20 protein-coding genes and 1 riboswitch are annotated in these 20,546 nt (G+C 65.8%); of the genes, 13 read left to right on the plus strand and 7 right to left on the minus strand.

The genetic code is table 11. The features are described 5' to 3' along the window. Positions 1-34: 34 nt before the first annotated feature. Positions 35-661: a hypothetical protein gene (locus tag ACYQ2U_RS05700; protein WP_459949387.1), complete on the minus strand. Its 627-nt coding sequence runs from the start codon at positions 659-661 to the stop codon at positions 35-37. 2 nt (positions 662-663) lie between these two features. Beyond that, positions 664-1,317, minus strand: a complete 654-nt coding sequence (pyrE, locus tag ACYQ2U_RS05705) for an orotate phosphoribosyltransferase (protein ID WP_459949388.1) — start codon at positions 1,315-1,317, stop codon at positions 664-666. A gap of 59 nt (positions 1,318-1,376) precedes the next feature. Next, a riboswitch (cyclic di-GMP riboswitch) is annotated at positions 1,377-1,461 on the plus strand. 77 nt (positions 1,462-1,538) lie between these two features. Here pyrE and ACYQ2U_RS05710 point away from each other — a divergent pair. The 8 genes from ACYQ2U_RS05710 (at position 1,539) to ACYQ2U_RS05745 (ending at position 11,404) form a co-directional block, all read left to right on the plus strand. Next, positions 1,539-2,783: an HD-GYP domain-containing protein gene (locus tag ACYQ2U_RS05710; protein ID WP_459949389.1), complete on the plus strand. Its 1,245-nt coding sequence runs from the start codon at positions 1,539-1,541 to the stop codon at positions 2,781-2,783. Positions 2,784-2,882: 99 nt separating this feature from the next. Continuing rightward, positions 2,883-3,665 carry an exodeoxyribonuclease III gene (locus ACYQ2U_RS05715; protein ID WP_459949390.1) on the plus strand — a complete coding sequence of 261 codons (783 nt, stop codon included), beginning with the start codon at positions 2,883-2,885 and terminating at the stop codon, positions 3,663-3,665. Positions 3,666-3,698: 33 nt separating this feature from the next. Next, positions 3,699-8,030: a PAS domain S-box protein gene (locus tag ACYQ2U_RS05720; RefSeq protein WP_459949391.1), complete on the plus strand. Its 4,332-nt coding sequence runs from the start codon at positions 3,699-3,701 to the stop codon at positions 8,028-8,030. Beyond that, the gene (locus ACYQ2U_RS05725) at positions 8,023-9,702 is read left to right on the plus strand and encodes a diguanylate cyclase (RefSeq protein WP_459949392.1); all 1,680 of its coding nucleotides are present in this window, start codon (positions 8,023-8,025) and stop codon (positions 9,700-9,702) included. Before ACYQ2U_RS05720 ends, ACYQ2U_RS05725 begins: the two co-directional genes overlap by 8 nt. A gap of 114 nt (positions 9,703-9,816) precedes the next feature. Continuing rightward, positions 9,817-10,122: an ElaB/YgaM/YqjD family protein gene (locus ACYQ2U_RS05730; protein ID WP_459949393.1), complete on the plus strand. Its 306-nt coding sequence runs from the start codon at positions 9,817-9,819 to the stop codon at positions 10,120-10,122. A 2-nt stretch (positions 10,123-10,124) separates the two neighbouring features. After that, positions 10,125-10,508 carry a phage holin family protein gene (locus ACYQ2U_RS05735; RefSeq protein WP_459949394.1) on the plus strand — a complete coding sequence of 128 codons (384 nt, stop codon included), beginning with the start codon at positions 10,125-10,127 and terminating at the stop codon, positions 10,506-10,508. Further along, entirely contained in the window at positions 10,505-10,789 is a 285-nt protein-coding gene (locus tag ACYQ2U_RS05740) for a YqjK family protein (RefSeq protein ID WP_459949395.1), read from the plus strand. The genes ACYQ2U_RS05735 and ACYQ2U_RS05740 overlap by 4 nt, the downstream gene beginning before the upstream one ends. 93 nt (positions 10,790-10,882) lie before the next feature. Then, positions 10,883-11,404 (plus strand): C40 family peptidase, encoded by a 522-nt coding sequence (locus ACYQ2U_RS05745; protein WP_459949396.1) that lies wholly within the window; start codon positions 10,883-10,885, stop codon positions 11,402-11,404. 85 nt (positions 11,405-11,489) lie between these two features. Here the strand turns inward: ACYQ2U_RS05745 and ACYQ2U_RS05750 are convergent, their stop codons facing one another. The 3 genes from ACYQ2U_RS05750 to ACYQ2U_RS05760 all read right to left on the minus strand — a co-directional run bounded on the left by ACYQ2U_RS05750 (position 11,490) and on the right by ACYQ2U_RS05760 (position 13,867). Beyond that, positions 11,490-12,140 (minus strand): putative metalloprotease CJM1_0395 family protein, encoded by a 651-nt coding sequence (locus tag ACYQ2U_RS05750; protein WP_459949397.1) that lies wholly within the window; start codon positions 12,138-12,140, stop codon positions 11,490-11,492. 139 nt (positions 12,141-12,279) lie between these two features. Continuing rightward, positions 12,280-12,474, minus strand: coding sequence for a hypothetical protein (locus tag ACYQ2U_RS05755; protein WP_459949398.1), 195 nt, complete (start codon positions 12,472-12,474; stop codon positions 12,280-12,282). 133 nt (positions 12,475-12,607) lie between these two features. Beyond that, complete coding sequence (locus ACYQ2U_RS05760; RefSeq protein ID WP_459949399.1) at positions 12,608-13,867, minus strand: AmpG family muropeptide MFS transporter; 1,260 nt, start codon at positions 13,865-13,867, stop codon at positions 12,608-12,610. A gap of 208 nt (positions 13,868-14,075) precedes the next feature. Here ACYQ2U_RS05760 and ACYQ2U_RS05765 point away from each other — a divergent pair, with 208 nt between their 5' ends. Genes ACYQ2U_RS05765 through ACYQ2U_RS05775 form a run of 3 tightly spaced genes read left to right on the plus strand, consistent with a single transcriptional unit; the run spans position 14,076 to position 15,949 of the window. Further along, positions 14,076-14,567 carry a flavin reductase family protein gene (locus tag ACYQ2U_RS05765; protein WP_459949400.1) on the plus strand — a complete coding sequence of 164 codons (492 nt, stop codon included), beginning with the start codon at positions 14,076-14,078 and terminating at the stop codon, positions 14,565-14,567. A 2-nt stretch (positions 14,568-14,569) separates the two neighbouring features. After that, entirely contained in the window at positions 14,570-15,343 is a 774-nt protein-coding gene (locus ACYQ2U_RS05770) for a DUF1684 domain-containing protein (RefSeq protein ID WP_459949401.1), read from the plus strand. Between the two features lie 9 nt (positions 15,344-15,352). Further along, positions 15,353-15,949, plus strand: a complete 597-nt coding sequence (locus ACYQ2U_RS05775) for a TMEM175 family protein (protein WP_459949402.1) — start codon at positions 15,353-15,355, stop codon at positions 15,947-15,949. Positions 15,950-15,998: 49 nt separating this feature from the next. On the opposite strand, the gene ACYQ2U_RS05780 is transcribed toward ACYQ2U_RS05775, so the two are convergent. After that, positions 15,999-17,075 carry an alkene reductase gene (locus ACYQ2U_RS05780; RefSeq protein WP_459949403.1) on the minus strand — a complete coding sequence of 359 codons (1,077 nt, stop codon included), beginning with the start codon at positions 17,073-17,075 and terminating at the stop codon, positions 15,999-16,001. 34 nt (positions 17,076-17,109) lie between these two features. Continuing rightward, positions 17,110-17,424, minus strand: a complete 315-nt coding sequence (locus ACYQ2U_RS05785; protein ID WP_459949404.1) for an ArsR/SmtB family transcription factor — start codon at positions 17,422-17,424, stop codon at positions 17,110-17,112. A gap of 134 nt (positions 17,425-17,558) precedes the next feature. Between ACYQ2U_RS05785 and ACYQ2U_RS05790 the strand changes: the two genes are divergently transcribed. Then, complete coding sequence (locus ACYQ2U_RS05790) at positions 17,559-18,152, plus strand: flavin reductase family protein (protein WP_459949405.1); 594 nt, start codon at positions 17,559-17,561, stop codon at positions 18,150-18,152. Next, entirely contained in the window at positions 18,149-20,545 is a 2,397-nt protein-coding gene (locus tag ACYQ2U_RS05795; protein WP_459949406.1) for a phosphoketolase family protein, read from the plus strand. Before ACYQ2U_RS05790 ends, ACYQ2U_RS05795 begins: the two co-directional genes overlap by 4 nt. Position 20,546 lies beyond the last annotated feature (1 nt).

Raw genomic sequence — 20,546 nt, forward strand, 5'->3', positions numbered from 1 at the left:
CGGGTGGCCTTTTTCATGGCGGTGAAGTCGCGACCTACTTCTTCTCGTCCTTGCTGCGCAGCACCTTCAGGCGCTGGCGGTCGGTTTCGAAACGGGTCTTGGTTTCCTCGATTTCCTTGCCCTTGGCTTCCAGGGCGCCGTTCTGGGCGACGATGTCGGCCTCGTTGCGGCGGATGGACTCCTTCAGGTCCGGCGGCAGGGGCTTGTGGCTGTAGAACTCGGCCTCCTTGGCCAGCTTGGCCTTGGTCTTGTTGGCCGCCTCGATCTTTTCCTGGGTCTGCTTCATGCTGCGCTCGATCTCGGCGATCTGCCGATCGCGGGCCGTGTCCAGGTCCTTTTCCGTGGCGTAGGTGTTGAGCAGGGCGAGGTCGCGGCGACGCTGCTCCAGGGCCTGGCGCTCTTCCTCCCGCTTGCGCTTCTGCTCCGCGTCGCGGACCGCCTGCTGGGCTTCGCTCAGGGGCGCTTCCTGGCTGCGCACCTTCTGCCCCTTTTCATTGAACTCGACGTAGGCCTTGTTGCGGCAGGTTTCCGGCAGCACGTCGCCGCAGGCCCGCACGCCGTTGTCGTCGGTGCAACAAAAGGTACGCGCCGCCAAGGCGGGGCCGCTGACGGCGGCGATGGCCAGGGCCAGCGCGGCATGAGGGGCGAAGCGTGTGAACATGGTCAGTCCTCCCGGATTCCGTACTGCGCACGATAGCGGATCACCGCTTCCAGATTGCTTTCCAATTCCTGATTGCCTTGCAGATAGGCGATCAGGGCCTGCAAATTGGCCACCGCCACCACGGGGATGCCGTAGCTTTGCCGCACTTCCTGCACGGCGGACAACTCGCCCGTGCCTTTTTCCTGACGGTCCAGGGCGATCACCACCCCGGCCGGCGTGGCGCCGGCGGCGCGGATCATCTCCACCGATTCACGCACCGAGGTGCCGGCGGAAATCACGTCGTCCACGATCAGCACCCGGCCCGTGAGGGGCGCACCCACCAGGGTGCCGCCCTCGCCGTGGTCCTTGGCCTCCTTGCGGTTGTAGGCGAAGGGCACGTTGCGGCCCAGGCGCGAGAGGCTGATGGCGATGCCCGCCACCAGGGGGATGCCCTTGTAGGCGGGGCCGAACAGCACGTCGAACTCGACGCCCGAGGCCAGGATGGTCTTGGCGTAGAAGTCGCACAGGGCGGCCATGGCATCGCCGTCGTTGAACAACCCGGCATTGAAGAAATAGGGCGAGAGGCGGCCGGCCTTGGTCTTGAACTCGCCGAAGCGCAAGACGCCCTTGGCGCAGGCGAAGGCGATGAAATCGCGGCTAAAGTCTTGGTTTTTCATAGGCGTGCGATTCTACATGGCAAGCCGTGGCACCGCGCGGTCATGGTCCTCGGCTAGAATCGGACGCAGGGCAAACCCGGTGAAAACCGGGGACGCAAAGCCACTGGGCTACCGTGTACGCACGATGCCGGCAGGGCCGCCGGACGCCAAGTCCGTACGTTCCCCCTTTTCCGGGGTTGCCGTTTCGGGCCGCCCGCGCCCCACAGGAAAAGGGAAGCACCATGAGCATCCATGCCGATCTGCGTCACGTCATTTACGCCTTGTCCGATGCCCTCGACCTGGTGGGGGTGGACGACGTGGCCCACGGCAAGCGGGTCGGCATCATGGCGGCGGAATGCGCCCAGGCCATGGGCCTCTCCCGGACCGACACCACCTTCCTGTTCGACCTGGGCATGCTGCACGATATCGGCGTGTCCTCCACCCACACCCACCAGAAGCTGGTCGGCGAATTCGATTGGGCCGGTTCCCAACTCCACGCCGAGCTGGGTTGTGCCCTGCTCAAGGACTTCGCTCCCCTGGCCGCCATGGCGGAGCCGATCCACTACCATCACACCCATTGGGAGGCCCTGCGGCAATTGCCCCTGGACCCGGCGGTGGCGCGCCAGGCCAACCTGATTTTCATGGTGGACCGGGTGGATGCCCTGGCGGCGCCCCACTACAGCGACGGCAGCCTGTTGGAGCACATGGCTGACATCCGCGCGCAGATCCAGGCCCGTCGCGACAATTATTTCGCCCCGGAACTGGTGGACGTCTTTCTCGACATTTCCCGTTCCGAGGCCTTCTGGCTGCTGCTGGAACCCAGTTCCATCCAGGGCTACCTGCAAGACCAGTTGGCCTTCGACCGCCGCTACGAAATGTCCATGGCGGAGCTCAAGCAATTGGCGGAAATCTTCTCCCGCATCGTGGACGCCAAGAGCCCCTTCACCGCCCAGCACTCCCTCGGCGTGTCCCGCCTGGCCAAGTTCCTCGCCGGCAAGCTCGGCATTTCCCCGGACAATTGCGAGAAGATCGAAATCGCCGGCCTGCTCCACGACCTGGGCAAGCTGCGGGTGCCCGATGAAATCCTCGACAAGCCCGGTGCCCTGGACACCCGGGAACGGCTAATGATCCACACCCACAGCTTTGAAACCTTCCGCATCCTGCACAACATCAAGGGCTTCGAGGAAATCGCGCCCTGGGCCGCCTATCACCACGAAGAGCCCGGCGGCGGCGGCTATCCCTTCCGCCTCAAGAGCGAATCCCTGCCCCTGGAGGCGCGCATCCTGCGCATCGCCGACATCTTCCAGGCCATGGTGCAGAACCGCCCCTACCGCCAGGGCCTGAACGCCGAGGACACCCTGGCCTTCCTCGGCAAGGTGGCCGGCGAGGACCCGGTGGACCAGAAAATCGTCGCCGTCGTCGCCGCCAGCATCGACGATGCCATGGCCACCGCCCGCCCCCAATACGCCGACCTGCCCCAGGTCTGAGCGGGAGTGGTAAGTTACGGCCGGGCCATCCCCCGGCCGTTTCCCTGGATTTCCTGACCCACGGTTGTCCTCGTGGCACCCACCTATTCACGTATTCCTATGCTGCGCATCGTTTCCCTCAACCTCAACGGCATCCGCTCCGCCACCAGCAAGGGGCTGTTCGACTGGATGGCAGGCCATGACGCCGACATCCTCTGCTTGCAGGAACTCAAGGCCCAGGCCGCCGACCTGAACGACCTGATGAAGGCGCCGCCGGGCTACCGGGGCTTTTTCCACTATGCCGAGAAAAAGGGCTACTCCGGGGTCGGCATCTACGCCAAGCGGGCGCCGGACCGGGTGGTGGAGGGCATCGGCCACGCCGGCTTCGACGCCGAGGGCCGCTACCTGCGGGCCGATTTCGGCAAGCTGACGGTGATTTCCGTCTACGTGCCCTCGGGCTCCAGCTCGCCGGAGCGGCAGCAGGCCAAGTTCGTCTTCATGGACGAGTTCTACCCGGTGCTCGCCGCCCTGATCGCCGAGGGCCGGGAAGTGGTGATCTGCGGCGACTGGAACATCGCCCACAAGGAAATCGACCTGAAAAACTGGAAGGGCAACCTGAAGAACAGCGGCTTCCTGCCGGAAGAGCGGGCCTGGCTGTCCCGGGTGTTCGACGAGCAGGGCTGGGTGGACGTCTATCGCCGCCTGTATCCCGAGGCCGGCGGCGAGGCCTACACCTGGTGGTCCAACCGGGGCCAGGCCTGGGCCAAGAACGTGGGTTGGCGCATCGACTACCAGATCGCCACGCCGGGGCTGGCGGCCCAGGCCCGAGCCGCACAGGTCTACAAGGAACAGCGGTTTTCCGACCATGCTCCCCTCACCGTGGATTATGATTTTCCTTTGTAGTTAACCCATCGTCCGTTCATCTGAGGGGGAGTCGTGACCGCCGCCCGGCCGACCATCAAGGAAACCGTCAAACGGGGTCTGCACCGCTCCTATTGGATGCCCCTCTTCGTCGTCCTGGTGACGGCCGTGAGTTGCGCCGTGCTCTGGTGGCTGCAACTGCGGGATCAGGAAATCCTGCTCAGCCAGTCGCGCAAGACCGCCGAACGGCGCGCCATCCAACTCAACACCGCCGCCAGCGACAAGCTCGACACCTTCCTGCGCAGCATGGATCTGGCCCTGCTCCACCTGCGCGACATCTACGTCAACGACCGGCGCTCCCTCGACCAGGCCGTGCAATCGGTCAGCAAGAGTTATCCGATGGCGACGGTCAGGAACGTCGTGATCTTCGACGCCCAGGGGGATTTGGTTTATTCCTCGGACAGCCATCAAAGCAGAATCAACGTCAGCGACCGGGATCATTTCCGCGTCCACCTCAACAGCCGGGAAGACCGCCTGTACGTGGGCAAGCCGATCAAGAGCCGCCTGTCCAACGAATGGCTGATTCCCTTGACCCGGGGCATCTACCGGCAGGGGAAAATGGTCGGCGCCATCGGCATCCGGCTGTTGCCCGAACAGTTGTCGGCCAACCTCAACAGCCTGACCATGCGGGAAGGGGACCGGGTCTTCGTCACCCTGCCGAGCGGCGACTTCATCTCCAGCAGCCACAATTGGCAGCAATACGTCGGCCACCAGCTCGCCGCGGGGCATCCCCAGCTGCGCGCAACGCCGGGCCAGACCGGGGTGTTCTACGGCACTTCGGAAATGGATCAGACCTCCCGCATCTGGGCCTGGCAATATCTGCCCCAGGGCTCGCTGCTGGTTTCCGCCGGCCTGGACGAGGCGGCCGAACTGGCGGTCATCGCCGAGCTGACCCAGAACAGCCGGCACCGCCTGCTGCTCGGCCTGTTCGCCACCATGCTGACCAGCATCGCCATCGCCCTGTTGATCCTGCGCCTGGAGCGGGAAAAGGAACACATCAGCGCCAGCCAGCGGCGTTACCTGGCCCTGCTCAAGACGGTGGGGGACGGCATCCACATCCTCGACCACGAAGGCAATCTGGTGGAAGCCAACGACGCCTTCTACCAAATGCTGGGCCGGCCGGCGGATGGCAAGCGACCCCTCAACATCCGCGACTGGGACGTGGTGCTCGGCGCCAGCAACGACTCCCTGGCCCTCGATGCCGACTTCCAATCCACCTTCACGCGGGAAATTCCCCAGTACACGGAACGCAACATCCGCACCGCCGATGGCCGCGTACTCACCGTCGAGGTGGCGGCCCAGGGCATCCAGCTCGACGGTCAGCACTACCTGCTGGCCTCCTATCGCGACCTGACCCCGCGCAAACAACTGGAAGCCTCCCTGCGGGAACGGGAGGAACTGCTCAGCCACCTCTACGAAGTGCTGCCGGTGGGGATTTCCGTCAGCGACGCCGAAGGCAACGTCATCGACTGCAACCGGGCCTCGGAGGAAATCCTCGGCATCACCAAGGCTCAGCACCTGGCCCAGAACCATCATGGCCGGGAACAGTTATGGAACGTGCTACGCCCGGACGGCAGCCCCATGCCGGCGGAGGAATACGCCAGCGTGCGCGCCCTGCGCAGCGGCAAGACGGTGCGCAATGTGGAGATGGGCGTCGTCACCCAGTACGGCACGCGCTGGCTGATGACCAGCGCCCTGCCCCTGAAGAATCCACGCTATGGCGTGGTGGTGGCCTACGTGGACATCACCGAGCAGGTGCTGGCGCGCCAGGACGAAGAGAAGAGCCACGCCCTGCGCCAGGCCCTGTTGGACAACAGCGCCGTGGGGATCTTCCTGGCTTCCGCCGACCGCAAGCTCGAACAGGCCAGCCTCCGTATCTTCGAGATGTTCGGCTATCGCCCGGAGGAACTCATCGGCGCGAGCTTTGAGAAGGTCCATGTGGACCGTGTCCATTTCGAGGACTTTCGTCCCAACTACGACAAGTTGCTGACCAGCACCCTGGTCAACATCGAGTATCCCTTCCGGCGCAAGGACGGCAGCGTGTTCTGGTGTTCCGTCTCCGGCACCCCCCTGGACCGGCGCGACTTGTCCAAGGGCGTGATCTGGACCCTGCTCGACATCACCGACCGGCGCCAACTGGCCCAGGAACTGGAAAAGCAGCGGCGGGATCTCCAGACCATCCTCGACAACATCCCGGCCCTGGTGGGTTATTGGGACAAGGACCTGCGCAACCGCTTTGGCAACAAGACCTACCGCGAGTGGTACCACCTGGGCTCGGAGGGGCTGCCCGGCATGCACATCCGCGACCTGCTGGGGGAAAAAATCTATGCCCTCAACCTGCCCATGATCCAGGGCGCCCTGGCCGGCGAACCCCAGGAGTTCGAACGCACCCTGGAGGACATCAAGCCCGGCCAGGCGACGCGCCACGTACTGGCCCACTACGTGCCCGACGTCCGGGACGGCAAGGTGGAGGGCTTCTACGCCCTGGTGTTCGACATCACCCCGATCAAGGAAGCCGAGCTGGCCATGCAGCGGGCCAAGGAGCAGGCCGAGCAGGCCACCCAGGCGAAAAGCCAGTTCCTAGCCAACATGAGCCACGAAATCCGCACCCCGATGAACGCGGTGATCGGCTTCACCCGCCTGGCGGCGGAGCGGGCCGTCGGCGGCGAATTGAAGGATTATTTGAACAAGATCCAGAAATCCTCCGAAGCCCTGCTGGCCATCCTCAACGACATCCTCGACTATTCCAAGATCGAGGCCGGCCGGTTGAAGATGGAGCAACGCCCCTTCGACCTGGCGGCCGCGGTGACCCAGGCGGTGGACTTGTTCGCCTTCCAGGCCAGGGAAAAGGGCCTGGACTTGCAGGTACGCCTCGCCCCCGACGTGCCGCCGGTGGTCACCGGCGACGCCCTGCGCCTCGGACAGGTGTTGACCAATCTGCTCAGCAACGCCATCAAGTTCACCCAGCAGGGGGAAATCCGGCTCAACGTGGAAGTCGCCCAGCGCAACACCGGTCACTGCGCCCTTCGCTTCAGCGTCCGCGACAGCGGCATCGGCATTCCCTCGGAACAGCTCACCCAGCTGTTCCAGGCCTTTTCCCAGGGGGATGCCTCCATCACCCGGCGTTACGGCGGTACCGGCCTCGGCTTGGCCATCAGCCGCCGCCTGACGGAATTGATGGGGGGCGAGATCGCCGTGTCCAGCCTGCCGGGGCAGGGCAGCACCTTCAACTTCACGGCCCGCTTCGGCCTTGGCGGCGTGGCGGAAGACCTGACGAGCATCGCCCACCCCGGCCGCCACCCCGCCGCCGTCGAGGCCTTGCGCGGTCGCACCATCCTGCTGGCGGAGGACAACAAGCTCAGTCAGCAGGTGGCCACCACCTTCCTCGAAATCGCCGGCATGACGGTGGTCGCCGTGGACGACGGCGAGAAAGCCCTGGCCCAAGTCCGGCAACGTCCGTTCGACCTGATCCTGATGGACATCCACATGCCTGGCATGGACGGCCTGGCCGCCACCCGCGAGATCCGCGCGCTCCCCGGCGGCACGGTGCCGATCCTGGCCATGACCGCCGCGGCCATGGACGAGGATAGACAGGATGCCCTGGCGGCGGGCATGGACGACGTGGTTGTCAAACCCTTCGATCCGGAAACCCTGCTCGCCGCCCTTTGCCGCTGGGTCGGACAAGCCCACGGCGCCGACATCGCCCCGGCGGCGGACACGCCCCAACCCCGCTTCGATGTCACCGCCGCCCTGGCCCGACTGGGGGGCAGCCGCGAGCATTACGACGCCATCCTGCATTTGTTCGCCGACCACAACCGGGACACCGCGAGCCGGCTCGGCAAGCTGTTGGCCGCCGCCGACCGCAAGGGCCTACGCCAACTGGCCCACGGCCTCAAGGGCGAGGCGGGCAATGCCGGCGTGTCCGGCGTGCAACGGGCAGCGGCGCGACTGGACCAGGCAGTGCGCAAGGAATGGACGGAGGATGGCCCGGCACCGGCCGCCATCGTTGCGGCAGTGACGACGCTGACCGAACAGCTCTCTGCCGCCATGGCCAGCATCGACGCCTGGCTGGCGCTGGGCAAGGAAACCGCCCCCAGCAGCAGCGCCACGGTCGATCTGGACCGGGCCGAATTGGAAGCCCGTTTCCATGCCCTGGAAAATGCCCTGCAACGCAACAGCCTGGAAGCCCGCAAACAAATCACCGAACTCCACTTGCTGCTTCCCGGCGAGCTGCCCCAGTTGAAGGAAATGGAAAACCTGATCCGCGGCTTCCGCTTCCGCGAAGCGCGGGAACTCCTTGCCGCCCTGCGCCAACACCTTGCCGCCGTCCCCTCCGACCATGGCTGACACGCTCAAAGCCCCTGCCCGGCCCGCCATCCTGCTGGTGGACGATGTGCCGACCAACCTCGAAGTCCTTGCCGGCATCCTCGGCAAGGACTACGAACTCAGCTTCGCCCTGTCCGGTGCCGAGGCCCTCGAACTGGTGGGTCGCAATCCGCCCGACCTGGTGCTGCTGGACGTGATGATGCCGGAAATGAGCGGCCACGAAGTCCAGCGCCGCCTGCGCGCCGAGCCGACCACCCGGGACTTGCCGGTGATTTTCATCTCCGCCGACTCCTCGGAAACCAGCGAGTTGGAAGGGCTCAACCAGGGCGCCGACGACTACTTGGTCAAGCCGGTGATCGGCCCGGTGCTGCTGGCCCGGGTGCGCAACCTGCTGGCCCGGCGCCAACTGGAACTGGCCCTGCGCAAAAGCGAGGAGGCTTTCTCCACCCTGGCCGCCACCGCGCCGGTGGCCATCCTGCTGCTGGAGGACGGCCTCCGCTGCCGCTATGCCAACGCCCGCTGGAGCCTAATCAGCGGCCAGGCCGACGCCAGCAGCAAGGGAGCGACTTGGCTGGACATGGTGCACTCCGAGGATCGCCCCGAGGTCACGGCCGAACTGAGTCACGCCCTGGCCGAGGGCGGCGGCTTCCACCGGGAGTTCCGCGTCCTCTCCCTCACCGAACTGACCTGGGTCTACGGCCAGGCTGCCCTGCTCCATCAGCAGCCCGAGGATGCCGGGCCGATCCTGGTGCTGACCCTGACCGACATCACCCAGCGCAAGCAAACCGAGGCGGCCCTGGCGGCGAAGGAGCGCCACCTGGAAACCCTGATCGGCGCCATGGACGACCTGGTGCTGACCCTGGACACCGCCGGCCACATCAGCACCTTCCACAATCCGGGCATCTTCCCCCAGCTGACCGACGTGTCGGCCCTGATCGGCCGCGACTACCACCAGTCGCTGCCGGCGGATCTGACCGCCGTGCTGACCGACGTGATTCCCACCCTGATCACCCAATTGACGCCCATCGCCCGGGAGTTTTCCCTGACCCCCGTGGACGGGGGGCAGCCGCGCTATTTCCACGCCATCTTCAGTTCCCTCCAGGACGGCTCCGGCTGGCCCACGGGCTTCCTCTGCGTGGCCCGCGACATCAGCGACCGTCGCTCCATGGAACAGGAATTGGAACGGCTCGCCACCACGGACACCCTGACCGGCGTCGCCAACCGCCGGCGCTTCATCGAACAGGCCGAAACCGAGCTGCGCCGCTGCCTGCGCTTCAAGACCCCGGCGGCCCTGTTGATGCTGGACATCGACTACTTCAAGCGGGTCAACGACACCTACGGCCACGCCGCCGGTGACGAGGTGCTGTGCCACCTGGCCCGCCTGGCCGACCATCGTCTGCGCAGCAGCGATCTGTTCGGCCGTCTGGGCGGTGAGGAATTTGCCGTGTTGCTGCCGGGCACCGACCTGGCGGGTGCCGTCAATTTCGCCGAACAGTTCCGCCAGTACGTCTACGACCATCCGGCCCGCACCGACAGCGGCGAAATCACCTGTTCCGTCTCCATCGGCGTCAGCATCTTCCTGCCCGAGGACGGTAGCAGCGAAGCCATCTTCGCCCGCGCCGACCACGCCCTGTACCGCGCCAAGGAAGGTGGGCGCAACCGGGTGGAGTTTTACCGCCTGGCGGAAAACTAATCCCGCGTCCCGGGCGTCCACCTTGCCGCCATGACGCAAATCATTGCGCTGCCTGGGCAAAATGAGTAGCCTTGCCCTGTTCCAGCTTTCACCCGTCCTTCTAAGGAAAATTCCATGACCGATACCGTGACCAAAGAAAAACTCATCGCCGACTTCAAAGTAGTGGTCGCCGATGCCGAAGAACTGCTCAAGGCCACTGCCGGCCAAGCCGGCGACAAGGCCGCCGAACTGCGCGAAAAGCTGCAAGGCCATCTGGTGAACGCCAAGCACAACCTGGCCGAAGCTCAGGAAAAGGCCATCGAGAAGGCCAAGGCCGTGGGTCGCGCCACCGACGACTACGTGCATGACAATCCCTGGCGCTCCGTCGGCATCGCCGCCGGTTTCGGCCTGCTGGTGGGCCTGCTGATCGGTCGTCGCTGAAATTGGCATCGTCCCGCCCCGGTCTGGGGGCATCCCTGCGCAACTTCCTCGCCCACGGCCTGGAGCTTGCGCAGGTTCGTCTCGAACTGGCCCTGACCGAACTCGAGGAAGAAAAGAACCGCCTGCTCAAGCTGTTGGCTTGGGGTGCCGCGGCGGTGTTGCTGCTGGTGATCGGCCTGGTCTTCCTCGCCGTTTTCCTCACCGTGCTGTGGTGGGATGAGCATCGCCTGCTGGCCCTGGGCTTGAGCACCCTGTTCTTCCTCGGCGGCGGCGTGGCGGTCCTGGCCATTGTCTCGGCCCATGCCCGGCGACGGGAACCGCCCCTGGCCGCCACCCTGGATGAATTGCGCGAGGACCGCGCAAGCCTGCAAACACCCCGGTCGTGAGCTCGTCCCTGCAACTGGCCCTGAAGAAGCAACGCCTAGTGCTGCGCAGTACCGGCTTGCGCCAGGCTCTGGCCGTGGATTGCCAACCCCTGTCGCCCCTGTTCACCACAGCGGACAAGGTGGTGGATGGCGTCTATTGGCTGCGTGCGCGCCCCGGCCTGGTGGCCGCCGCCGCGGCCCTGGTCGTGGTTCTGCGTCCCCGCACCGTGTTCCGCTGGGGACGCCGCGGTCTGGTGGCCTGGCGCCTGGTCCGCCTGCTGCAAGACCGCCGCCCGTCTTAACTGCCTGGACCCCTGTCGCTAAAAAGGGAAGCCGGCGGCTTTCCCTGCCTGTTCGCCGCCATCCGTCGTCGTCGTCGCCGCTACCATGGCGCCATGGCCCGTTTTTCCCACGCCCTTCGACTCCTTCCCCTTGGTGCGGCCCTTTGCCTGGGCGGCTGCGGCAGCTTGCCGCAATGGGGCACCAGCACGACGATCGCCCCGGGGGCGCCGAGCCGCATCCGCTCCGACAACGCCCTGGCACGCAGCAACGAGGTGGTGATCTTCGCCCTGGGTCTGATGGAAACCGGCTACCGCTTCGGCGGCAAGAACCCGGAGGCGGGCCTAGACTGTAGCGGCATGGTCAGCTACGTGTTCGACAAGGCCACGGGGCTGCGGCTCAGCGGCTCCGCCGCCGACATCGCACGCAAGGGCAAACCGGTGGACAAGCACGCCCTGCTGCCGGGGGACCTGGTGTTCTTCAACACCGCCAACCGGCCCTATTCCCACGTCGGCATTTACATCGGCGACGGCCGCTTCATCCACGCCCCCAGCAGCAAGGGCGCGGTGCGGACCGAAAGCCTGGAACGGGGCTGGTTTGCCTCGCGCTTCGAAGAAGCTCGCAGCTACCTGGATTAGGACGGTATCACCGCAGCGGCGGGAAAGGGGAACGGTACGTGGTGTCCGACTTGCCACGCCGGCGAATCGCAGCCACGGCCCTCCTTCAAGCGAAAACGCTGACCGCCTCGCTCGTCGCCGTGTCCGTGCCGTAAGTCTTGGCCAGGGCCTGACGCTGGTTATCGGCCTGGGCGTTTTGCCGCGCCGCTTCCGCCTCGGCCTGCTGCGCGGCTTCCTGCCGGTACAAATCGGTGCGGCCCCGGCTTTCCAAGCGACCGCCGATGGCGGCCACCTGGTAATCCTGGGTGGACGGATCCTTCGGTGCCAAGGCCGTGGCCTGGATGTGCAGGCCTTTTTCAATGTTGGCCTGGGGCTCCCGCTCCGGCGAGGTGTCGATGCCGACCTCGCCACCGTTGATGTAGCGCTTGCCATCGGGCCCCACCGCATAGGAATAAGTGGGGCCGCCGGTGATCAAGTCGCGACCGACCGCCATGTGGGCCTGTTCGTGGGCGATCACGTCCCGTTCGATCTGACGCAGCTGTTCCAGTTGCCGCTGTTGTTCCGGGGTCAAGGTCGTCGCCGTGTAGCGGGTGCTGCCGCTATCGTCCGCGGTAGACTGGGTCGACGCGGTATCGCCCTGGCTGCCTTTGAGGGTGGCAGCGTTCTGCTCCCGCAGCATGGGCACGGCAACGCCCTTCGCTTGGGAGATCCCAATCGAGTGCAGAGAGGAAGAGAGGCTGTTGGTCGTCAGCGCCACCGCAGGAACCTCAACGTAAGTAGAGGATTACGCTAGCTTTATAGCTTATTCGGAGGACGACGGGAAGGGTGGGGAAGGGGGAAAAGCGGGATGTGACAAACCGTGCGCTGCCAGGGCAACGCACGGGGTGGGGGAGGAATTACTCCTGGCTGATGTACACGTTATTCAGGAAGGCATCGGCGTCGAAGCCGGCGTTGGGCGCGGCCACGGCATTGGCCGTGTGCACGTCCTGCAAGCCGAGCTGAACTTCCGCTTGGGCAGGCACCCAACCGGCGTTCATCACTTCGTCCTCGAAAGAACCGAATTCGTCCTGAATGATCTTTCCTGAGCTCATATCCATCACCATCAACATGATGAGTCCCCTTTAGTGTTTGCGTGGACCCGGAGCCGCCGCCATAACGGCAACCGCGTGTTCACTATATCGACCGCCCAATCGCAAAGATAAGATGGGAATAAGCAAATCAATTTCAAGTGTTGCGGACTTGCCACGGAGCAACACGCAAGAGCAATGCCATTCCCGGTAGGGCGAGGACGAAACAGAGCAGGAAAAAGCCGGGCCAGCCCAAAACCTCCACCAGCCAGCCGGCGGAGGCGTTGATGAAGGTGCGCGGCACGGCGGCCAGGCTAGTGAATAGGGCGAGCTGGGTGGCGGTGTAGCGGGGATTTGTCGTTCTTGCGATAAAGGCAACAAAGGCCGCCGTGCCCAGGCCCACCCCCAGGGCCTCCACCCCGATCACCAGGGCCAATTGGCTCAACTGGGCCGGTCCCACGCTGTCGTTATGGCCCAGCCAGGCCATCCAGGCGAAACCGAGGATGGACAGCAGCTGCACCAAACCGAACAGCCACAGGGCCCGATTGATGCCCAGGCGCACCATCCAGAGGCCTCCCAGCAGGCCGCCGATCACCGCCGGCCAGAGCCCGGCGTTCTTCGCCACCAGACCGATCTCGGACTTGGAAAAGCCCATGTCCAGGTAAAAGGGCGTGGCCAGGGCGGTACACAGGGAATCCCCCAGCTTGTAGAGGAAGATGAAGGCCAGGATCAGGGCCGCCTCGCGCCAGCCGGCCCGGGTGATGAACTCATGGAAGGGCTCGACCACCGCCTCCCTCAGGGTCTTGGGGGCATTGCCCACCAGGGCGGGCTCCGCCACGCGCAGGGTCATCAGGGCGCCGGGCAGCATGAACAGGGCGGTCACGGCGAAGACCTGGCCCCAGGGCAGGTGGTCGGCCAGGATCAGGGACAGGGAGCCGGGTACCAGGCCGGCGATGCGGTAGGCGTTCACATGGACGGAGTTGCCCAGGCCCAGCTCGTCGTCGGACAGGATTTCCCGGCGGAAAGCGTCGAGCACGATGTCCTGGGTGGCCGAGGCGAAAGCCAGCAAAGCCGCCAGGGCCATGATGGCCTGCAACTCATTGCCCGGCGCGAACAGGCCCAGGGCGCCGATCAGCCCCAGCAGCAGCAACTGGGTCAGCAGCATCCAGCCCCGGCGGCGGCCCAGCCAGGGCAGGGCGTAGCGGTCCAGCAGGGGCGACCAGAGGAACTTCCAGGTGTAGGGAAACTGGATCAGGGCGAACAGGCCGATGGCCTTGAGGCTGATGCCCTCGGTGCGCAGCCAGGCCGGCAGCAGGTTGAGCAGCAGGTAGAGGGGCAGGCCGGAACTGAAGCCGGTGAAGACGCAGATCAGCATGCGCCGGGTGAACAGGGCGGAAAGCCAGGGTGGAGTTTTCATGGCCGGATCATACGGCCCCCTTCCCGCTCGAAACGGCGGGAAGACGGGGAGAAAACCCGGGCTTCGCCCCGCCGCGCAGGAGGGCCGCCCACACCGGTGCGGACCTCGGCTTCCGCCGCCGCCGTTTTGCAAGGCCGGCGGACTGAGTTACCCTTGGCCCCAAGGGCTCCGGCAAGCGGGGCCCTTGTCCTGTACTGAAAGCATTCCAATGATCGACCCCACCCTGTTCAAGACCGGCATGCGGCAGCTCACCGCCGCCGTCACCCTGGTCACCACCCAGACCGCCGACGGAAATCGCAGCGGCCTCACCGCCACGGCCGTCTGTTCCGTTTCCGCCGAGCCGCCGATCCTGCTGGTTTGCGTCAACCGCGCCAGCGGCAGCTACGCCGCCATCCGCGAGGCTGGCCGCTTTGCCGTCAATGTCCTGGCCGCGGAGGACATCGACCTCTCCAACCGCTTCGCCAGCGCCGTCAGCGGCGACGAGCGCTTCCACCACGGCGAATGGGACAGCCTCGCCAGCGGCGCCCCGACCCTGGTCAACGCTCTCGCCAACTTCGACTGCACCCTGCTGGAAGTCAAGGACATGGGCAGCCACGGCGTCTTCTTCGGCCAGGTGGAAGCCCTGCGCATCCGCCCCGGCGACGACCCGGTGCCCCTGCTCTACGGCGAGGGCAACTACGGCACCCTGCAAGGCCTCTGACCATGGATCACGCTGACTGGCGCCGGCAACGGGTCGCGGAACTCACCGCCCCCGACGGCTGGCTCAGCCTGGCCGGCCTCTACTGGCTGGAAAAGGGTGCCCAGACCGTGGGCAGCGCCGCCGACAACGCCCTGGTGCTGGACGCCGGCCCCGCCCATTGGGGCACCCTGGTCGTGGGCGAGGACATCCGCTGGCAGGTGCCGGGGCAAGCTGAACAAGTGCTCGCCAGCGACGCCCAGGGCCAGCCCAGCGTGGTGCGGGACGGCGAGGCCAGTTTCATCCTGATCGAGCGCGACGGCCAGGTCGCCCTGCGCCTGCGCGACAACGCCAGCCCGGCCCGCCTCGCCTTCGTCGGCATCCCTGCCTTCGACTTTGCCCCCGACTGGCAACTGAACGCCCGCTGGGACCCGACCCCGCAAACCCTGGAGGTCGCCACCATGAGCGGCGGCCTGGAAACCCGCCAGCTTCCCGGCCGGGCCCTGTTCGACCACGCAGGCAAGACCTACAGCCTCACCCCTCTGGACGTGGACGAAAAGGGCCTGTTCTTCGTTTTCGCCGACCAGACCAGCGGCAAGAAGAACGGCAACGGCAGCTACGGCGCCGGCCGCTTCCTGTGGGCCCGGTTACCGCAGGACGGCCACCTGGTGCTGGACTTCAACCGGGCCTACAACCCGCCCTGCGCCTTCACCCCCTTCGCCACCTGCCCCCTGGCACCACCGGAAAACCGATTGCCCTTTTCGGTGACAGCAGGGGAAAAGTATTCCCCCCATCCGTAGGGATCGGCCATGAACAAAACCCGACTGGAGGCCTTCAGCGATGGCGTGCTGGCCATCATCATCACCATCATGGTGCTGGAACTGAAAGTCCCCCACGGTGATTCCCTGTCGGATTTGCAGCCCCTGCTGCCGGTCTTTCTCAGCTATGTGCTGAGCTTCATCTACGTGGCGATCTACTGGAACAACCATCACCATCTGCTGCATGCCGCCCGCCATGTGAGTGGCGGCGTGCTGTGGGCCAATGCCCATCTGCTGTTCTGGCTTTCCCTGATTCCCTTCACCACGGCCTGGATGGGAGAAAACCATTTCGCCGCCGGGCCCACTGCCCTGTACGGTTTCGTGCTGCTCATGGCGGCCCTTGCCTACTATCTGCTTGAGCAGGCCATCATCTGCAACGATGGTCAGGACTCACTGCTGAAAACCGCCCTCGGCCAGGACTGGAAAGGCAAGCTCTCTCCCCTGTTGTATCTGCTGGCCATGGGCGCCACCTTCCTGCAACCTTGGATCGCCGAAGGCATCTACGCCCTCGTTGCCCTGATTTGGCTGGTGCCGGACCGCCGCATAGAAAAGGCGCTGGCAGCGAAAGAATCGCCGCCAGCGCCCTAGCGTTAGCGCACTCCGCTACTGGAGTCCGGCCCAGCAGGGCGGAAAAACATCAACCGGCAGCCGCCACCAGGGTGGGATAGTCGGTGTAGCCCTTGGTGAAGTCCGTCTGGCCGTAACCGTAGAAGGTGGCCATGTCGAAGGGGTTCTGCGCCACGTTCAGTTGCAGACGGCGGGGCAGGTCGGGGTTGGCGATGAAAGTCTTGCCGAAGGCCACGGCGTCGGCATGGCCGCTGGCCAGTTCCTGCTCGGCGGTTTCCCGGTTGAAGCCCTCGTTGGCGATGAAGACGCCCTTGAAGCGCTTCTTCAGCTCGGGGCTGATGCGGCCCTCGCCCAGGGATTCCCGGGTGAACACGAAGGCCACGTTACGCTGGCCCAGTTGTTCCACCACATAGCCGAAAGTAGCCAGGGGGTTGGAATCGCCCATGGTGTGGGCATCGCCGCGGGGTGCCAGATGCACGCCAACCCGACCAGCACCCCAGACGGAAATGGCGGCGTCCGTCACTTCCAGCAGCAGGCGGGCGCGGTTCTCGATGGGACCGCCGTAGGCGTCGCTGCGCTTGTTGGTGCTGTCCTGGAGGAACTGGTCGATCAGGTAACCGTTGGCGGCATGGATTTCCACGCCGTCGAAGCCGGCCTTCTTGGCATTCTCGGCACCCTTGCGATAGGCCTCGACGATGCCCGGCAACTCGGCGGTTTCCAGGGCACGGGGGGTGACATAGGGCCGCATGGGGCGCAGCAGGCTGACGTGCCCTTCCGCCGCGATGGCGCTGGGCGCCACGGGCAGTTCGCCGTTGAGCAGTTCGGGGTCGGAAATGCGGCCCACGTGCCAGAGTTGGCAGAAGATGCGGCCGCCGGCGGCATGCACCGCGTCGGTCACCAGCTTCCAGCCCGCCACCTGCTCGTCGGACCAGATGCCCGGGGTGTCGGGATAACCCACGCCCTGGGGCGTGACCGAGGTGGCTTCGGACAGGATCAGGCCGGCGCTGGCACGCTGGGCGTAGTACTCGGCCATCAAGGCGGTGGGCACGCGACCGGCTGCGGCGCGGCAGCGGGTCAGGGGGGCCATGACGATGCGGTTGGGCCAGGTCAGGTCGCCGACTTTGATGGGATCGAAAAGGGTGGTCATTCGTTACTCCTGATGGAAAAGTAAGGGCGAAAAATCAGAGGTCGTTCTGCATGCGCTTGAGGAACTGGGCAATCAGCGCCTCGTTGCGGGAATAGAAAATCCATTGGCCCACCTTGCGGGTGGTCACCAGACCGGCCTTCTGCAAGGTGGCCAGGTGGGCCGAGACGGTGGACTGGGACAGGCCCGCCTTTTCGAAGATCTTGCCGGCGCACACCCCGTTGTCGAAGGGGTAGTGCTGTTCGATGAAGATCTTCTCCGGCGTTTTCAGCCAGGCCAGAATCTCCCGCCGCACCGGGTGGGCGAGGGCCTTCATGATGTCGTCCATGTCGGGAGCGGGGGCCTTGGCCATGAATTTCCTTCACAATTAATTTCGAATTACAGCGAATCAAATTTCGCTACGGAACGAAATATAAATCGTCGCTTTACGAAATACAAGCCCCCGGTGAAAATGGACAACCGTCGTCCCTGTTACCCTTGCGCTCCATGACCGCCGCCATCGCCCCCCTGCCCGTCCCCCTCGATCACGCCTACCGCCTGCTCAACCACGGCCCCGTCACCCTGGTCAGCACTGCCCAGGGCGAACGCAGCAACGTGATGGCCGCGGCCTGGGCCATGCCCCTCGACTTCGATCCGCCCAAGGTGGCCGTGGTGGTGGACAAGAACACCCTGACCCGGCAGCTGCTGGAAGCCAGCGGCGAATTCGCCCTCAACATCCCCTGCCGTCGCATCGCCGCCGAGGTGCTGCGGGCCGGCAAGCTGAGCGGCCTCGCCCTGGCAGCGGAACAGGACAAATGGACGCCGGCGGGATTGAAGAACTTCCCCGCCGAACGCATCGGCGCGCCCCTGGTGGCGGATTGCGTCGGCTGGCTCGAATGCCGCATCGTCGCCGAGCCCCACAACCAGCAGCAGTACGATCTGTTCATCGGCGAGGTGGTGGCCGCCCAGGCCGATCCCCGCGTCTTCCGCGACGGCCGCTGGACCTTCGACCACGCCGACGACAGCCTGCGCACCCTGCACTACGTGGCCGGCGGCCACTTCTTCACCACCGGCGCAAGCGTGGACGTGGACGCACCATGAGTCTTTCCGCCCAAGACATCGCCGCCCTGGACGCCTGGTGGCGAGCCAGCAACTACCTGGCCGCCGGCATGATCTACCTGCGCGCCAATCCCCTGCTGCGGCAGCCCTTGCAACGCGAACACCTGAAACAGCGCCTGCTCGGCCACTGGGGTTCCGACCCGGGCATGACCCTGCTCTACGGCCATTGCAACCGCCTGATCCAGCAACGCGACCTGGACATGATCTTCATCGCTGGTCCCGGCCATGGCGCGCCGGCGGTGCTGGCGCCGGCCTGGCTGGAGGGCGGCTACAGCGAAGCCTGGCCGGAGGTGGGTCGCGACGAAGCCGGCATGACCAAGCTCTTCGCCCGCTTTTCCGCCCCCGGCGGCATCGGTAGCCACGCCACGGCGGAAACACCGGGTTCCCTCCACGAGGGTGGCGAACTGGGCTACAGCCTGTCCCACGCCTTCGGCGCCGCTTTCGACAACCCCAAGCTAATCGTGACTTGCGTGGTGGGCGACGGCGAAGCCGAGACCGGTCCCCTCGCCACCGCCTGGCATTCGGCCAAGTTCCTCAACCCGGTGCGGGACGGCGCGGTACTGCCCGTGCTCCACCTCAACGGCTACAAGATCGCCAACCCGACCTTGCTGGCGCGCATTCCCGAAGCGGAATTGCGCAGCCTGCTGGAAGGCTACGGCTGGTCGCCCCGCTTCGTCACTTACGCCGGCGGCGAGACGCCCCAAGCGATTCACAACACCCTCGCCGTCGCCCTGGAGGACTGCGTGGATGCCATCCGCGCCGCCCAGGCCGAGGCGCGTAGGGGCCACGCCGCCGAAGCAAAGCGGGTGCGCTGGCCCATGATCGTGCTGCGCAGCCCCAAGGGCTGGACCGGCCCGGCGACCGTGGACGGCCATGCCGTGGCCGGCAGTTGGCGCGCCCACCAAGTGCCCCTCAACGACCTGGCCCACCACCCGGAACGCTTGGCCCAACTGGCGCAATGGCTGCGCAGCTACCGCCCCGAGGAACTGTTCGACGCCGCCGGCCAGCCGATGCCCCAGGTGCTTGCCCTGGCCCCCGCCGGGCCGCGCCGTATGAGCGCCAATCCGGTGGCCAACGGCGGCCTGCTGCGCCGTGCCCTGGACCTGCCCGACTGGCGGCGCCATGCCCTGGACCTTGGCGGCCCCGGCCGCGAGCGCCACGAGAACACCCGCCCCCTGGGCCGCCTGCTGCGGGACGTGATGGTGGCGAACCTGGACCGCTTCCGCGTCTTCGGCCCCGACGAAACCGCGTCCAACAAACTCGACGCCCTGTTCGAGGTGACCGCCAAGACCTGGTTGGCGGACCGCCTGCCCGGCGACGATGACGGCGGCTTCCTCGCCGCCGACGGCCGGGTCATGGAAATGCTCTCCGAACACACCCTGGAAGGCTGGCTGGAGGGCTATCTGCTGAGTGGGCGTCACGGCTTCTTCGCCACCTACGAGGCCTTCGCCCACGTCATCGATTCCATGTTCAACCAGTTCGCCAAATGGCTGGACGCCAGCCGCAAGGTGCCCTGGCGGGCGCCGGTATCCAGCCTCAACCTGCTGCTCAGTTCCACGGTCTGGCGCCAGGACCACAACGGCTTCAGCCACCAGGATCCGGGCTTCCTCGACGTGGTGACCAACAAGAGCCCCGCCGTCACCCGCGTCTACCTGCCGCCGGACGCCAACTGCCTGCTGGCGGTGGCCCACCACTGCCTGCAAAGCACCGACACGGTGAACGTGATCGTGGCGGACAAGCAAAGCCACCTGCAATACCTGGACGCCGACGCGGCGGCGGCCCACGTGACCGCCGGCATCGGCCCCTGGGACTGGGCCGGGCGTGAAGACGTGCAAGGGAAGGGGAAGGACGAACCCGACCTGGTGCTGGCCTGCTGCGGCGACGTGCCCACCCTGGAGGCCCTGGCCGCCGCCGAGATTTTGCTGACCGAACTGCCGCAACTCAAGCTGCGTTTCGTGAACGTGGTGGACCTGTTCAAGCTCGCCCCCGCCGAGGAGCATCCCCACGGCCTCGACGACCGGGCCTTCGACGCCTTGTTCACCGCCGACAGGCCGGTGGTGTTCAACTTCCACGGCTATCCCTGGCTGATCCACAAGCTCACCTACCGCCGCCACCGCCAGGAACGCATCCACGTGCGCGGCTACAAGGAACAGGGCAATATCAACACGCCCCTGGAACTGGCCATGGACAACCAGATCGACCGCTTCAACCTGGTGATCGACTGTCTTGACCGCCTGCCCGGCCTGGCCGCCGGGGACTTGCGTCGCCGCATGGCGGAGGCCATCATCGAACACCGCAACCATGCCCACCGCGAAGGCGTGGATCCGGAATCCATCAATCAATGGCGCTGGTCGCGACCAGCCGACCGCGCCTGAC

The organism is Denitratisoma sp. agr-D3, from assembly GCF_054658675.1.